Raw genomic sequence first — 17125 nt, 5'->3', positions numbered from 1 at the left:
AAATAAAGAGTATACTTTATTTAGATGTTACGTTAACGGTAACAGAAAAATCGGGAGGGATTTTTATGGAGATAAGGTATGCAACTCATTATGAAGACGTTAAGCACTATGATACATCTGAATTGAGAAGACATTTTTTAATTGAAAATCCATTCGAGACAGGTAAGATTAATATGATCTACAGCCATGTAGATAGGATAATTGTGGCAGGCGTTGTACCGATAAATGAGGTGCTTCGCCTTGAGACAAGCAAAGAATTAGGGACAGATTATTTTTTGGAAAGAAGAGAGATGGGCATAATTAATATAGGCGGAACGGGCATCGTGAATTTAGATGGCAAAAAGTATGAGCTGAAAAATAGCGATGGCCTGTATGTAGGCATGGGGGTAAAGGAAGTAAGCTTCGAAAGTGCAGATGCTTCAAAACCTGCAAAGTTTTACATCAATAGCGCTACAGCCCATAAGAGTTATCCTACAGTTAAAATAGGTTTAAACGATGCAAATAAAGTGAAAGCAGGCACTGACGAGGAGTGCAATAAGAGAACGATAAATCAGTATATCCACCCTGCGGTATGCCAAAGCTGTCAATTAGTCATGGGCATGACCATATTAGAACCTGGTAGTATATGGAATACAATGCCGTGCCATACCCATGACAGAAGGATGGAAGTCTATCTTTATTTCAATATGGACGAAGATAATGTTGTATTTCACTTTATGGGCACACCAAATGAGACAAGACATATTGTCGTCAAAAATGAGCAAGCGGTTATATCACCCAGTTGGTCGATTCACTCAGGTGTAGGTACAAAGAATTACACATTTATATGGGGAATGGTAGGCGAGAATCAGACATTCACCGATATGGATACTATACCTACAAAAGATCTAAGATGAGGAAGGGGTTAATTATGTTTAGCATTAATGACTTTTCAATGGACTTTTTCAGATTAGACGGAAAAGTAGCAATTGTGACAGGTGGGAATACAGGATTAGGACAAGGATATGCGCTGGCATTGGCGAAAGCCGGAGCTGACTTATTTATAGTTACCCATAATGACCGCTTTGATGAAACGAGAGATCTTATCGAAAAAGAAGGGAGAAAGGTAGAGTTCTTTCAGACAGATTTATCGATCAGAGAGAATATAAATGCAGTTGTAGACAAATGTCTTGAGGTTTATGGGAAGATAGACATACTTGTAAACAATGCAGGTACAATAAAAAGGTCTCCTCTACTTGATTATAAAGACGAAGATTGGAAAGCTGTTTTAGATATTAATCTAAATGCAGTGTATTATTTAAGCCATGAAGTGGCTAAGGTAATGGCTAAACAAGGTAGTGGAAAAATCATAAACATAGCTTCGATGCTTTCATTCCAAGGCGGAAAATTTGTACCGGCATATACGGCATCAAAGCATGGTGTCGTGGGAATTACAAGGGCTTTTGCAAATGAATTGGCGGATAAAAACATACAGGTAAATGCAATAGCCCCAGGATATATTGAAACCAACAATACAGCCCCAATAAGAGCAGATGAAAGCAGAAATGCCGAGATACTTTCAAGGATACCTGCAGGAAGATGGGGTCATCCGTCTGATGTAATGGGAGCTTTAGTATTTTTGGCAAGTAAAGCTTCAGACTATGTAAACGGACACGTATTGGCTGTCGATGGCGGCTGGCTTGTAAGGTGATAGGAAAATGGCATGGCAAAGTGCCGTGCTTTTTTTAATACGCTTTATAAAAATTTTTAATTAACAATAAGTTTGCGTCATATGTATATAAATCACAGGTGTCTCCAGATGTAGAACCTGTATTGGAACCTGTGACATTTTGGGCTAGAGGCGAAAGAAGTATCGGTGGTGTTATACCGCTTGTTATATTTACTAATTGTGATTATATTGAGTTGCAATATGGCAGTAAGACAAAAATAGATAAAATATATCCGAAAAAAGACGAATATAAAGGTATACCATATCCACCAGTGATAATAGATTATTCAATTATAAAGCCTGAAGAAGTAGGTTCTTGGGGCATGAAATGGGAAGACTTATATTTAAGAGGATTTTATAAAAATAATGTGGTTATCGAAAAAAAATACTCAACCGAACCTGTCCCAACTGAATTGTGTGTTATGCCAGATGATTTTTTGCTTGATGCTTCTCAAAAAGATGCAACTAGAATTGTAGTAAAAATACTTGATCAGTACGGAAATCTTTTGCCATTTATTAATGAAGTAATTAAAATAGAAATAGAAGGACCTGCGAAGCTTCAGGGGCCAAATGAAGTAGCACTTATAGGTGGGGCAATAGCATTTTGGGTTGAAACTATAAATGAATCGGGTGTAATTAATATAAAAGTAAGGTCTAGGTCTTTAGGAGAAAAAAATGTAATGGTAAAAGTCGAATAAGAAGGTGGGTTAAGTGAAAATATACTATAATGAAACAGAAAGAGAATTTCATCTACAGAACGATTATATAAGCTATATAATAAAGATAATGAAAAATAATCAGCTTGGACATTTATATTTTGGGAAGCGATTAAATCATAGAGAATCTTTTGGGCATCTTATGAATGTATTGCCAAGAGCATATACCGCGTATGTTTTTAAAGACGATTTTAAGTTTTCTTTAGACTTGTTAAGACAAGAATATCCATCTTATGGAACGACTGATTTTCGAGAGCCTGCATATCAAGTAAAGCAGGAAAATGGGAGTATAATAACGAATTTTGAGTATCAAAATCATAAAATATACAACGGAAAGCCAAAACTTGATGGGCTTCCCTCAACTTACACTGAAAATGATTCTGAAGCACTAACACTGGAGATATGGCTAAAAGATAGTCTAATTAATATGGATCTAATATTAATATATACAATTTTTGAAGAGTATGCAGTAATAACAAGAAGTGCTAAATTTACAAACAATGGAAAACAGAAGTTAAAATTGATGAGAGCAATGAGCATGAGCATTGATTTGCCAGATGCTGATTACGATATGCTTCATTTATCAGGCGCATGGGCACGAGAGAGATACATTAAACATCGCAAACTTCAACCGGGAATACAATCTGTATCGAGCATAAGAGGTGCAAGCAGCGCTCAGCAGAATCCGTTTATAGCTTTAAAACGTCCTTGGACTACAGAATTTGAAGGTGAAGTATTTGGATTTAACCTAATATATAGTGGGAATTTTCTTGCGCAGGTAGAAGTTGACTATGACAATGTGACACGCGTTATTATGGGTATACATCCTTTTAATTTTGGCTGGGTTTTAGATTCTGGCGAAAGCTTCCAGACACCTGAAGCCGTTATGGTTTATTCTGATAAAGGATTAAATGGCATGAGTCAAATTTTTCATAAACTTTATAGAAATAGACTAGTAAGAGGGAAATATAGAGATGAAATTCGCCCGATACTGATTAATAATTGGGAAGCTACTTATTTTGATTTTAATGAAGGAAAAATATTGGAACTTGCGAAAGCAGCAAAGGAATTAGGAATAGAACTTTTTGTATTGGATGATGGATGGTTCGGAAATAGAAATGATGATTCTTCTTCTCTTGGTGATTGGCATGAAAATAGAGAAAAGCTTCCAAATGGTATTAAAGGCTTAGCGGATAAGATAACGGCAATGGGGCTGAAGTTTGGACTTTGGATTGAGCCAGAAATGGTTAATGAAGATAGTAATCTTTTTAAACAACATCCGGATTGGATAATCAAAGTGCCAGGAAGAAAAGTCTCTCACGGTAGAAATCAGTATGTCCTTGATTTTTCAAGAAATGAAGTCGTAAATTACATATATGAAATGATATCAAAAATATTGCGGGAAGCACCTATTTCTTATGTAAAATGGGATATGAATAGAAATATTACAGAACCATATTCTGTTGTGCTTCCTCCAGAAAGGCAAGGAGAAGTATTTCATAGATATATATTAGGAGTATATTCTCTTTATGAAAGGTTGACATCTGAATTTCCAGATGTATTGTTTGAATCTTGTGCTGGTGGTGGAGGTAGATTTGATCCAGGAATGCTTTATTATGCACCTCAGGCATGGGCAAGTGACAATACAGATGCAATTGAGCGATTAAAAATACAGTATGGTACTTCTATTTGCTATCCAATAAATTCTATTGGTTCACATGTTTCGGATGTACCTAATCATCAAGTAGGTCGAATTACTCCAATAGAAACAAGAGCTAATGTGGCTTATTTTGGTACATTTGGTTATGAACTTGATTTGAATAAACTAACGGATAAAGAGAAAGAAAAGATAAGACAACAAGTAAAATTTTTCAAAAAGTATAGAGAATTAATTCACAAAGGAACTTTTTATCGAATAAATAGTCCTTTTGAAGGTGATGGAAATATAACATCATGGATGGTTGTTTCTGAGGATCTTAAAGAAGCAATTATAGGATATTATCAAGTATTAGCACAACCAAATCAAGGTTTAAAAAAATTGCGTCTTAAGGGACTTAATACAAAGTATTTGTATAGAATTGTAGGTAGTTCAGAATGTTATTATGGTGATGAATTGATGTATTCTGGATTACCTTTAGATAATTTTTATCTTGAAATATTTAATAGAGATAAAGGTGATAGTGCAGATTTTAGATCAAAGATTTATGTGATAAAAGCTGAATAACAATAATAAAAATTTTTATTTTAAAACTTCCTTTCCAGTCATATTTTTTTCTTTTTTTACAAACAATATTGATTGGGGAGGCGCATATTATGAATGGAAGAACTACGAGTTGGGTTGTTACTGGCGTTGGAGCGGCTGTAACGGCTGCGGGACTTATGACAGGTGGAATGCTGGGTGCTGGAATCACTGGCTTTGGATTGGCTCACGTAGTATTAGGAGTTTTAGACATGTTTAGGCCGACAGTGCAAAGATAGCACAATATCTCCTCAGTTTTTTGCTGAGGAGATTGTTTTTATTGCAATAAAATTTCAAATGCGAATATTGTCCAAAAATTTAAAAAATGATTGACAAATCAATTTTATTGCTGTATAATGATAAAAAAGTAAAAGATTTTTCGATGATCAGGAATAGTAGCTTAAGCGACTAATACAAGCGAGTCAGGGATGGTGTGAGCCTGATTATTATAGCTTTAGCGAATGGGCCTGTGAGATGCGAGGTGAACTGTAGTAGCCGAGCCGGTAAACACCGTTATATGTGATGCACATGTTGGTGTGCTTAGAGATAAGACATATTGTCTTAAGAAGGGTGGCACCGTGGAAGCGTAGCCTTTCGCCCCTACATTTGGGGTGGAAGGCTTTTTAATTTGCATTTTTTTAAGGAGGGAGGTGAAGAGTGTGGATACAAGAAAGACATTGAGGGAGTTTGTACTTTGCGCACTGCTTATGGCTATTGGTGTAGTACTGCATTTTATCACACCTGCTTTCATGTTAAATATGAGACCAGATTTTATGCTTTCAATGCTTTTCATATCACTGATGATCGTTGACGATCTAAAAATCAATTATGTAACAGCGATCATCGCAGGAATATTGACGGCATTGACAGGATCTATGCCTGGAGGTCAGATTGCAAATCCAATCGATAAACTTGTCACAGCAACAATCATAATTTTGATGCTTAAAGTGTTGAGAAATAGAGTAAATGAAGGAATTATCGCTGGAGTAGTTGGTATCATAGGGACAATCATTTCAGGTTCTGTTTTTTTAGGAGTTGTTTCACTTGTAGCAGGGCTTCCAGGACCATTTTATTTACTGATGTTGACGGTTGTAATACCTACAGCAGTAGTAAATACTATAGTTACTGTCATTGGATACTACATCATAAAGAAAGTCTCCAAGTCCACACTTGCTATAAATAAATAGCACTTTGACATATATTAATCCTCGAAAGAGGATTTTTTGTTTTTTGTAGAATAAAATATTGTGTGACATTGACTTAATATGTGACTATTGAAAAATTTCAATCCCTGTTGTAATATTTAGGGGTAGGGGGCAAGAAATAATTATGAAAACGTTGCATAGCATCTTTAATTTCTTTAAGAAAAATATAATATTGATATTGATAACGCTAATTGCAGTATTAAGCATTTTTTTATATAAATTTCAGCAGATCGAGGAACCTGTTTTAGCAGGTAAACCATTATATCACTTTTATTTAGTAGCACAAAATTCGGTGGATCCGTTTTGGAAGGAAGTGCAAAAAGGTGCGGAAGATGCTGCAAAATACTATAACGTCGCTGTCGAATTTAATGCTCCAAAGTTTAATAATCTTAACGAAGAATTGGAGTTTCTCGATATAGCAGTTTTATCAAAAGTAGATGGTATTATAACACATGTTTCATATGATGGGGACTTCAATACGCTGATAGATGAAGCTTATGCAAACAATATACCTGTTGTTACAATTGAAAATGATTTAAAAGACAGCAAAAGGAAGTCTTTTGTAGGTGCCAACAGCTTTATTTTGGGAGAAGAAGCTGGAAAGCTTATGAAACAGTCTACAGGAGGCAAAGCCAATATAGCTGTTATCATGAGCAATGATGTAGGAAATGATACAACAAGCCAGAACTTAAAACTGAATGGATTCTTAAGCATTATAAACAGTGTACCGGGTATGAAAGTTTCAAAGGTATATACGTCACAGTTAGGTGCTTTAAGTGCAGAAGAAATAACTCAATCCATCATAAATAGCAACGATGGTATAAATGCTTTGTACATTACAGATTCTGTGGATACAATTGGTGCCGCACAAGTGGTGGTGGATTTCAGCAAGGTAGGTGAAATATCTATAGTTGGATATGGAGATACACCTGATATATTAAGGTACGTTGACAAAGGCATAATTTATGGTACAGTGGTGAGCGATCCATATAAGATGGGTTATGAAAGCATTAAAGCCATGATTGAGATCAAAAAAAATAACGATGTTTCTACTTTTATAGACACAGGAGTAAATATAATAACTAAAAACAATGTAAAAGAGTATGAGGATAAGATAAAACAAAAAGATTAGTAGGTGTTATGGTGAATAAGAGTTTATTTCAGTTTAAAGGTATAAGAAGAAAAATATTTGCACATCTTTTGATAACTACACTTATTATGGGGATTACAAGCATATACTCTTATTATAATGCGAAAATTGTAATAGACAGGTTAAAGTCTATTTTTACTGATTATGTCTACTTAAACAGCCTTAACAACGACATAAATTCTCTGGAAACAGAAGTTGAAAAGTATCTTTCTACAAAATCTTCCGATTCGCTTCTAAATTATTACACCATTAGCAACAAGCTAAACAATAGTGCTGAAGACATGATAAGCATAGCAACATATGATAATGACAGCCTCATGCAAAAGGACATTGGCAATATGATAATAAGCCTTCTATCTGAGACAGATAAAGCTGTAAATGCCAAGAGAGGCAGAATAAGTAGCGAATATATAGAGTATTTCACAAGAGCAAATAAAATAAATGATTATATAAAATTGTACATCAATAATTTAATGTACAATAAACTTCAAGAAGGTACGATAAAGTACAACAAAATATCTAAGAATATGGTTTTTATAAGCTTTTTAAATATTTTTCTGATAGTTATATCTGTGGTTTTAAATATCGTGTTAGCGATTATATACACATATAGGATAACAAAGCCGATTTCAGAGTTATCTGACACAGCAATGAGGATTTCAAAAGGAGATTTTGACATAGATCCAATTAAAATAAAGACAGACGATGAAGTTAATATCTTGGCTGATGCTTTTAACAATATGGTTACTAACATTAAAAATTATATAGATGAGATAAAAATGCAGGTTAAAGTAGAAAAGCGTCTTAAAGAACAAGAGATGCAGAACCTTAAGATGAAAAATATCTTGAGAGAATCGGAGTTGAAGGCACTTCAGTCCCAGATAAATCCACATTTTTTATTTAATACTTTAAATGCCGCATCACAAATCGCTATGATGGAAGGCGCAGAAAAATCATCTGAATTTATAGAAAAGGTGGCGGATCTTTTTAGGTACAATCTTAGAAAACTTGATAAACCAGTTACGCTGAAAGAAGAAATAGACAATGTGTTTAATTACATGTACATTCTAAAGACAAGATTTGGCGATAAGGTGGAATTTCAGGCGGACATAGATGAGAAACTTTTAGATGTAAAGGTGCCTTGTACAATTGTTCAGCCTGTTGTTGAAAATGCATTCATTCATGGTATAGAAGACATGGATGGAGATGGCCATATAAAGATAGAGATTAAAAGAGTAGGAGAAAGTATTCATATTGATGTCATAGATGACGGTATGGGAATGCCTAAGGAAAGTATTGAGAAGATTCTGGCTGCGGATGATCCTGACAATGATGAGAATAAGCATGTCACAGGCATTGGAATGCACAATGTGATAAACCGCTTAAGGCTATACTACAATAAGCCCAATATAAGTGATGTCATAGAGATAGAAAGCCGCATAGGATATGGAACAAGGGTGACTTTAAAGATTCCTGATGGAAGGGGTAGTGCAGCATGATAAAAATACTTATAGCAGATGATGAGCAGATAGTGGTGGATTCTGTAAAATTTATCATTGATAATAACTGTGAAGATGTGGAAGTTGTAGGTTTTGCAAAATCGGGAAGAGAAGCCATAGAAAAAGCTCACATGTTAAAGCCTGATGTTGTATTCATGGACATAAGAATGCCTGGCATAGATGGCATAGAGGCAATTAAGAGAATTAAGGAAAGCCACAATGATATAGAGTTTGTCATAATCACAGCTTATGATTACTTCAACTATGCAAAAGAAGCAATAAACCTAGATGTAGTAGACTACCTTTTAAAACCACTAAATAAAAACAAGGTCATAGATACCGTCAAAAAAGTCAAAAGATTGATAGAAAAAAAGCGCGAAGATATGGCAAAAGAATTGGAAATGAAGGAAAAAATGACAGCGATACTGCCTTATATTGAAAATGAAATGATATATTCCTTATCATCGTCTAATTTTAAGCAGGAAGATATTGATTTTTATGGAAATATATTTAATATTAAATTAGATATGGGTTTTGCCGTAGTCGTCTTGCTTGATAAAGATAGCACAGATTCGGATATCTTTATGGGAAATGTTAAAGTGCACGAAAATCTGATGTACCTTAAAGAATATATAAAAAGTTTAAAAGATTGCCTTGCAACTATTTTGCTTGACAGGATAATAGTCTATGTTCCTACAGTAGCTTATGATGATCTATATATAATTAAAAATGATTCAATTAGCTTTTGCGAAATGATTTTAAAAGAAATGAGAAACCTCGAGATAGGAGTCAGAATAGGTATAGGCAGACCATATGAGACAGCTTATTTTTCGAAGTCATATGATGAAGCTTTATTTGCCATAAAGACAGGTTCTGACGCTATAACACATTTCGACGACATTAAGCTATCTGAAGCAAAAGAACTTGGTTTAAATTATGATACGGCTGAGCTTGTAGAAAATATCATATCCAATAGCATTGACGGAGCTTTAATTAATGTCAACAGCATTTTTCAAAAATTGCAACATAACTATGAAGGTAGTGTAGAACAGATTAAATCGAAGGTCTTTAGCCTTCTTATTGAAGTTATGACTAAAATCAACACGTACTGTGATGTTACGTCAGTATTAGAAGAAAATTTGATTATCGATATTTTAAAGACCGACGAAATAGATAGCCTAAAAGATATGTTTTCAAAATTTATATCAAACGTTATAACGAAATTGCACAGAAATAGGGAGAAATACTACACGGGACTTATTGCGAAGGCTATTGATTATATAAATAAAAATTACCATAAGGAGGTAAAACTTTATGATGTGGCCCAGATGCTAAGCATAAGCTATCACTATTTCAGCAAGATGTTTAAAGAAGAGACAAAGTGCAATTTTGTTGATTACATCACTCGAGTAAGAATAGAAAAGGCGAAAGAGTTTTTGCAGGACGAAACCATAAGTGTAAAGGAGGTTTGCTTTAAGGTAGGATACAATGATCCTAACTATTTTAGCAGGATATTTAGAAAGGAGACAGGCATGACTCCTACGGATTACAAAAATAGAGTATCAAAAGGAGGTGTTGCGTTTGAAAATTAAACCAAGAGATGTGATATTAGTGTTGCTTACGTTGATATTGCTAGTTCTTCTGGTGTTATTAGGGAACAGGATTTACAAATATTATGAAGCTAGCAAATATGTTGACGATACAAGTGATAAAAATGCGATAAAGATAGGATTTTCCCTTGGTACTTTAAAAGAAGAAAGATGGGTAAAGGATCGGGATATATTCATGGCAAAAGCGAAAGAGTTGGGAGCAGAAGTTTTTGTGCAAAATGCAAACAATGATGACGAGGATCAGCTAAAGCAAGTGAAATATTTGTTGGACAAGAAGATTGACGTGCTTGTCATTGTTCCAAACGATCTTAAGAAAGCTTCTGCAGCGGTGGAGATGGCTAAAAAAGCAGGTGTCAAGGTTATTTCCTACGACAGGCTTGTCTTAAATTCAGATGTAGATTTATATATTTCATTTGATAATGTAAAGGTCGGAAAGCTAATGGCAGAATATCTTATTAAAAGGTATCCAAAAGGCAATTATCTCATAATAAATGGTGCGACAAATGACAACAACACAAAGATGATTAAAGAAGGGTATGACAGCGTATTGCTTCCAAAGGTTAAAAGCGGAGACATACGCATATTAGGAGAGGAATGGTCTCCAAACTGGATGTCAGAATACGCATTTCAATCTACTGAAAAATATATACAGGAAAATTATAAGATAGATGCAATAATTGCAGGTGACGACGGATTGGCAAATGGCATAATTGAAGCATTGTCAGAACACAGGCTGGCAGGCAAGGTGGCTGTTGTGGCGCAAGATGCTGACCTTGCTGCATGTCAGAGAATAATAGAGGGTACTCAGCTTATGACTATATACAAGCCAATTGATAAACTTGCTGGAGATGCGGCGAAGTTGGCAGTGAAATTGGCAAAAGGGGAGAAATTAAACGTAAGCAATACGATTTACGATGGGAAGTACAATGTTCCATATTACAAGCTGGAACCAATAGCGGTTGACAAGACTAACATAGACGATACTGTGATTAAAGATGGCTTTCATAGCCGCGACGATGTGTACAGATATACCAATTGATTTTTTTAAGGCTTAAAGCCTTTATTTTTTTGTCATAAAATAATCCAGATAAAATTTCAAATAAAATTATTTAAAGCAAAAAAATGAACGAAAACAAAAAATGGTTTAGAGGCGAAATAAAGATGTTTGTAGAATATATATAGCGAAAATATAAACAACAGAAAGGAGATAGTATTTATGAAAACATTTAGGTTATGGCTTGTGGTTGCTTTGATGGTTTTTGCAACTTTTGCATTTGCAGGTTGTGGAAATAGCACAAGCTCAAGCAGCACAGGCTCAAGCAATACAAGTTCAAGTAATACGAGTTCAAGCAATACAAGCTCAAATAGTACAGGTAAGTATTCAAATGTTGGTATAGTGCTTCCAACAAAAGCTGAATCAAGATGGCCAATGGCACAGAAGCAATTCGAACAAGCATTGCCAGGTGCTACAATTCTTTATAGTAACGGAGATACCGCTACTGAAAAAACAAATGTTGAAAGTCTTATATCTAAAGGTGTAAAGGTTCTTGTTATCGTTCCTCAGGATGCAACTGCAGCAGCGGCTGAAGTAAATGAGGCTCATAGTAAAGGTATCAAGGTTATTTCTTATGACAGACTTATAATGAATACACCAAATGTTGACTACTATGTAACATTTGACAGCGTAGCTGTTGGTGCAGCTCAAGCTCAATATTTAGTTGATAACGCTAAAGGTACAGGCAATCACTTGTATTTATACGCAGGTGCTCCTTCAGATAACAATGCATTCTTATTCTTCCAGGGTGCATGGAGTGTTCTTCAACCAAAGATTGCTGATGGTACATTTGTAATAGAAAATTCAAGTATTGCTGATTCATTGAAAAACACAGCAACACTGACACACAGTCAATTAGCTCAAATTATAGGTCAGATTACAACAAACTGGGATCCAGCAACTGCTAAGACATTAGCACAAGCTAACTTAGCAAAAGCAAAGGCGGATCAGAAGGGCGTTGTTTATGTTCTTGCTCCAAATGATGATACATCACGTGCTATAACAGATACATTCAGAGCAGACAAAGATGTTACTCAGATTTACTCAACAGGTCAGGACTTTACACAGGCTTCGTTGCAGTACATCTTAGATGGTAAGCAGAGCATGACAGTTTGGAAATCAGATGCAAAACTTGTTGCTGACGTTAAAGATATAGTTGATTCTATCAATAATAATACAAAACCATCATGTATCGTAACAACTTACAATAATGGCAGCGCAGACGTTCCTGCAACAAAAGCTCCTTTGATTATCGTTACAAAGGATAATGCTGAAAGCGTTATTAATTCTTCAGGATTGTATAAACTGGATAACGGCAAAGTTACTCCAATACAATAATTGACTGTTAACTATTACGCTATACAATTTAGAAGGGTAGGATAAACTTTTGCTTATCATACCCTTCGACTTTAATTTAGGAGGTGCAAACTCTTGAAAGATGCTGAATACATTCTTGAAATGGATAATATCGGAAAAACATTTCCTGGCGTTAAAGCACTGGATGGTGTAAACTTCAAAGTTAAGCGAGGAGAAATTCACTGTTTGGTTGGTGAAAATGGCGCAGGGAAATCAACGTTGATGAAGATTCTCTCTGGTGTTTACCCGTCAGGTACATTTACAGGAAGAATCATTTTAAATTCTACTGAACAACATTTTAGAAGTATTGAAGATAGTGAAAAAGCAGGAATTGCCATAATACATCAGGAGCTTGCTTTAATACCGGAACTCACAATTTATGAAAACATATTTTTGGGACATGAAATCAAAAAAGGTCCGTTTATAGATTGGAATGAAACGATTATTAAAGCCAAAGAAGTGCTTAAAAGAATTCGCGTAAATATTAATCCTGAAACTAAAGTTAAGGATGTTGGTGTTGGGGTTCAGCAGCTTGTTGAAATAGGCAAAGCCTTAAGTAAAGACGTTAAACTTTTGATTTTAGACGAGCCGACAGCAGCGCTTAGTGAAGTTGATTGTGAGAATTTGCTGCAAATCTTAAGAGAATTAAAGAAACAAGGCATAACATGTATAATGATATCGCATAAATTAAAAGAAGTTATCTCTATTGCCGACACAATCACGGTTTTAAGAGATGGAAAGACAATTACGTCGATTGATGCTACTAAACGCAAAGTTGAGGAAAAAGAAATAATTAAGTATATGGTTGGCAGAGAGATAGAAGACATTTATCCAAAGAGGGAAGATGTTAAATATGGAGATGTATGCTTTGAATTGAAAAATTGGACAGCTTTTGATCCAAGCAAAGGGCGTGAAATTCTCCATAATATTAATTTTAAAGTCCGCAAAGGTGAAATTGTTGGTATTGCAGGGCTTATGGGCGCAGGGCGTACCGAAATGGCTCTAAGCATTTTTGGCAATACAAAGCATTATAATATAAAAGGCGAATTATACGTTAATGGAGTCAAAAAGCATTTAAGTTCTCCTGAGAAAGCCATTAAAGAGAAAATTGTATATGTTACAGAGGATAGAAAAGGGAATGGTCTCGTATTGATTCAAGACATAAAATTTAATATAACTCTTTCCAATCTCAAGCAGTTACTGAATGGGCTTTTTATTGATCAACATGAAGAAGTAAATGCTGCCAATAAGTTCTTTAATGAGTTAAATATTAAAGCACGCTCTATCGAGCAAGTTGTTGGGACTTTGTCTGGTGGAAATCAGCAAAAGGTCTCAGTAGCGAAAGGACTTTTTACTTTGCCAGATCTGTTGATTTTGGATGAACCAACTCGAGGAATTGATGTTGGAGCCAAGTTTGAAATATACACAATTATGAATGAACTTGTTAAGAGGGGTATGAGCATCATAATGATTTCCTCTGAGTTACCTGAAATATTGGGTATGAGCGATAGGATATATGTTATGTCTAATGGTACTATGACCGGTGTTATAGACGCCAAGGACGCAACAGAGGAGAAAATTATGGAAATGGCTACGGCCTGATATTTTGAGGAGGGATATTATGAAAGAACTAGGTGTAATTCTTAGAAAAAACATACGTGATTATGGTATGTTTATTGCATTAGCTGTAATTTTTGTTTTATTTACTATTTTAACTAATGGTACGTTTATTTCTCCATATAATATATCAAGTTTGATAAATCAAACAGGTTATATAGCAGTGTTAGCTACTGGTATGACGCTTGTCATTATTGTTCGGCAAATTGACTTGTCAGTCGGTTTCCTTTCAGGCTTTTTAGGAGCTATAGCTGCAATATTGATGATGAATTATCATGTTCCAGCTATTCTCGCAATACTAATTGTACTGGCTTTAGGTGCAGTTATTGGTTTGTTCTTTGGTGTACTGATTGCAAAGGTTGGTATACCTGCGTTTGTCGTAACTCTTGCAGGTATGATATCTTTCCATGGATTATTGCTATTCGCTACTCAGGCAGGCGGTACAATTAACATTACTGATAAATTCTTTAATGAAATAGGTAATGGTTTTATACCAAGTTTCGGAAAAATTGGCGGATTTGCAGTGTCAACTCTTGTAATTGGTTTAATTGGTATAGTATTGTTTATTTATTTTCAGTTTAAGGCTCGGAACACAAAGAAAAAATACAATTTTGAAGTTTTACCTATGCCTTTCTTTATTGCTAAAATCGCTTTTGTTGTTGCCTTGATTGCAGCATTAATACTTGTTTTGGCGATGAATAATGGTATTTCTTGGACATTTGTTATTGTCTTTGTAGTTGTTTCTATATTTACGGTGATATTAAATAAAACAGCATTTGGACGCCACATTTATGCTGTTGGTGGTAACCCTGAAGCAGCTGAACTTTCTGGTATCAATGTGGCAAATGTTTTAATTTATACATTTGTTATTATGGAAACTTTGACTGCACTTTCAGGAATACTTTTTGCATCAAGAATGCAAAGTGCTTCACCGACAGCAGGCACAGGTTTTGAGCTCTTGGCAATTGCCGGTGCATTTATCGGCGGATGCTCTGCAAACGGCGGTGTTGGTAAAGTTACAGGCTCATTAATAGGTGCTTTAGTTATGGTATCACTAACCAATGGTATGGATTTAATGGGACTTGGAAGTTCTATTCAATACGTAATACAAGGTATAATACTTGTTTTAGCTGTTGTATTTGACATCCTTACACGTCGTTCTCAAGCTGTTGGCTGATTAAATGGTGTCAGTCAATTGAGTAGAGCTTAATAATTATTTTATTCAGCGTCATCAAAGTATTTACTTATAATGATCGTTTTGAGTATTTGGCTATTGGATATTCTCCAGTAGCCTTTTCTTATATTGGCGTATGCCTATGCTTTTTGTCTTTCTACTCCTAACTTTGTACTTTTTCAGTCACGGTAGTGCTTTTTTACATTTGCAGCAAACCATACCAAGTTTGGCAATGGCGTTATGCGATTGGTGAAAAAATGCACATAGTGTTCTTGTTATCTCACCATTTACAAATATTTCTATAAAAAAGAAGATAAAAATTATGATGCTTTAAATTGTTGAAATTGTGTATTATAATTGAATAAAGAGTTTTTATTGAAAGTGGGGGAGCATGGTGGGTTTCGAAGATAGAGTTTCAAGACGTGCAAAATCTATAGAGATATCTACAATAAGGTATTTTTTTAATATGGCAAAAGAAGTGCCTGGCGCCATATCGCTGACGATTGGGGAGCCGGATTTTGTCACACCAAGGCACATAATCGATGCAGCGTATGCCTCATTATTAGAAGGCAAAACAGGATATACTGTAAATGCTGGGCTTATAGAATTAAGGCAAGAGATATCAAAATATCTTAAAAGAAGTTGCGATGTAGATTATAAGCCTGACGGTGAGATACTCGTCACAATCGGTGCGACGGAGGCTATTTACATAGCACTGAATACTCTTGTGGAAGATGGTGACGAAGTTTTGATACCTGAGCCGTCATTTGTGGCTTACGATCCATGTACGAAATTGGCTGGTGGCAAATCTGTTTTTGTCCCTACATATGAAAAAGATAACTTTGTCTTAAAAGCAGATGTATTAGAAAAGTATGTGACAGATAGATCGAAAGTTTTGATTTTGCCATATCCCAATAATCCAACAGGAGCTGTCATGCCTTATGAGGAAATGGTGAAATTGGCTGAGGTAGTATTAAAGCACGATTTGCTGGTTGTGACGGATGAGATATACTCTGAACTGGTTTACGATGGCTTTAAGCATGTAAGTTTTGCATCACTGCCTGGAATGTGGGAAAGGACTGTTTTGATAAATGGTTTTTCTAAGTCTTATGCCATGACAGGATGGAGGCTGGGCTATATAGCCGCACCGGAGTATTTTGTAAAGCACATGACAAAGATACATCAGTACGATGTCACGTCAGCATCCACCCAATCGCAATACGCAGGTTTGGAGGCTTTAAGAAACGGCGATGATGATGTGAAATTCATGCGGGAGAAATACGATGAAAGAAGGAGATTTTTGTACGCAAGCTTAATTGATATGGGCTTTAAGTGCTTTGAGCCTAAAGGAGCATTTTACATATTTCCATCGATTAAAGAGACTGGACTAACCTCATTGGAATTTGCCAAAAAGCTTTTATATGAGGCGAAAGTTGCAGCAGTGCCAGGAAGCGCATTTGGTGAGCATGGCGAGGGATACATAAGAATGTCTTATGCCACATCCATGGAAAATCTAAAAGAGGCGGTAAAAAGGATAAGGGAGTTTATGAAGGAATTTTAGGAAGAAAACCCATGGATATAAGTCCATGGGTTTTAAATTTTTTCACGATAGAAAAGAAAACATTTAGATTGATTTAACAATTAAATTACCAAAAATTTGACAAAAAGATATATAGATTTTAACAAATAAATTGAATGTTTCTTACGGGAGGGATTGTAAGAATACAGGTAAAAAATAAACTATCTACAATCTTACACAAATATCCAAAATACCGTAGATTTGGTATATGTTTTATG

The 17125-nt window shown here is 35.2% G+C and carries 14 protein-coding genes and 1 other annotated feature; all 14 genes read left to right on the top strand.

Translation table 11 applies throughout. The annotated features are described in order from the left end of the window. Positions 1-65 precede the first annotated feature (65 nt). The 14 genes from kduI to BVF91_RS09260 all read left to right on the top strand — a co-directional run bounded on the left by kduI (position 66) and on the right by BVF91_RS09260 (position 16889). Positions 66-896, top strand: a complete 831-nt coding sequence (gene kduI / locus BVF91_RS09320; RefSeq protein WP_085113138.1) for a 5-dehydro-4-deoxy-D-glucuronate isomerase — start codon at positions 66-68, stop codon at positions 894-896. Between the two features lie 14 nt (positions 897-910). Then, entirely contained in the window at positions 911-1690 is a 780-nt protein-coding gene (gene kduD / locus BVF91_RS09315; protein WP_085113137.1) for a 2-dehydro-3-deoxy-D-gluconate 5-dehydrogenase KduD, read from the top strand. Between the two features lie 98 nt (positions 1691-1788). Beyond that, positions 1789-2406 carry a hypothetical protein gene (locus BVF91_RS09310; protein WP_240495867.1) on the top strand — a complete coding sequence of 206 codons (618 nt, stop codon included), beginning with the start codon at positions 1789-1791 and terminating at the stop codon, positions 2404-2406. Between the two features lie 13 nt (positions 2407-2419). Further along, on the top strand, positions 2420-4648 hold the full coding sequence (locus BVF91_RS09305) for an alpha-galactosidase (RefSeq protein ID WP_085113135.1): 2229 nt from the start codon (positions 2420-2422) through the stop codon (positions 4646-4648). Between the two features lie 89 nt (positions 4649-4737). Beyond that, positions 4738-4902 carry a hypothetical protein gene (locus tag BVF91_RS13295; RefSeq protein ID WP_013788773.1) on the top strand — a complete coding sequence of 55 codons (165 nt, stop codon included), beginning with the start codon at positions 4738-4740 and terminating at the stop codon, positions 4900-4902. Between the two features lie 134 nt (positions 4903-5036). Beyond that, positions 5037-5268 (top strand) — a binding site (T-box leader). A 54-nt stretch (positions 5269-5322) separates the two neighbouring features. Then, on the top strand, positions 5323-5850 hold the full coding sequence (locus tag BVF91_RS09300) for a tryptophan transporter (protein WP_085113134.1): 528 nt from the start codon (positions 5323-5325) through the stop codon (positions 5848-5850). Between the two features lie 142 nt (positions 5851-5992). Continuing rightward, positions 5993-7000 (top strand): substrate-binding domain-containing protein, encoded by a 1008-nt coding sequence (locus BVF91_RS09295; protein ID WP_085113133.1) that lies wholly within the window; start codon positions 5993-5995, stop codon positions 6998-7000. 11 nt (positions 7001-7011) lie between these two features. Next, positions 7012-8517 carry a sensor histidine kinase gene (locus tag BVF91_RS09290; RefSeq protein WP_085113132.1) on the top strand — a complete coding sequence of 502 codons (1506 nt, stop codon included), beginning with the start codon at positions 7012-7014 and terminating at the stop codon, positions 8515-8517. Next, positions 8514-10109: a response regulator gene (locus BVF91_RS09285; RefSeq protein ID WP_085113131.1), complete on the top strand. Its 1596-nt coding sequence runs from the start codon at positions 8514-8516 to the stop codon at positions 10107-10109. The genes BVF91_RS09290 and BVF91_RS09285 overlap by 4 nt, the downstream gene beginning before the upstream one ends. A 70-nt stretch (positions 10110-10179) precedes the next feature. Continuing rightward, complete coding sequence (locus BVF91_RS09280) at positions 10180-11166, top strand: sugar ABC transporter substrate-binding protein (protein WP_502688657.1); 987 nt, start codon at positions 10180-10182, stop codon at positions 11164-11166. A gap of 177 nt (positions 11167-11343) precedes the next feature. Next, complete coding sequence (locus tag BVF91_RS09275; RefSeq protein WP_085113130.1) at positions 11344-12519, top strand: sugar ABC transporter substrate-binding protein; 1176 nt, start codon at positions 11344-11346, stop codon at positions 12517-12519. A 120-nt stretch (positions 12520-12639) separates the two neighbouring features. After that, positions 12640-14139, top strand: coding sequence for an ATP-binding cassette domain-containing protein (locus tag BVF91_RS09270; RefSeq protein WP_206199045.1), 1500 nt, complete (start codon positions 12640-12642; stop codon positions 14137-14139). Between the two features lie 19 nt (positions 14140-14158). Then, positions 14159-15331 carry a sugar ABC transporter permease gene (locus BVF91_RS09265; protein ID WP_085113128.1) on the top strand — a complete coding sequence of 391 codons (1173 nt, stop codon included), beginning with the start codon at positions 14159-14161 and terminating at the stop codon, positions 15329-15331. Positions 15332-15722: 391 nt separating this feature from the next. Beyond that, positions 15723-16889 (top strand): pyridoxal phosphate-dependent aminotransferase, encoded by a 1167-nt coding sequence (locus tag BVF91_RS09260; protein ID WP_085113127.1) that lies wholly within the window; start codon positions 15723-15725, stop codon positions 16887-16889. The last annotated feature ends 236 nt before the right edge of the window (positions 16890-17125 follow it).

Source organism: Thermoanaerobacterium sp. PSU-2 (assembly GCF_002102475.1).
Lineage (GTDB): Bacteria > Bacillota > Thermoanaerobacteria > Thermoanaerobacterales > Thermoanaerobacteraceae > Thermoanaerobacterium.
This window is presented reverse-complemented; position numbering and strand designations above follow the sequence as displayed.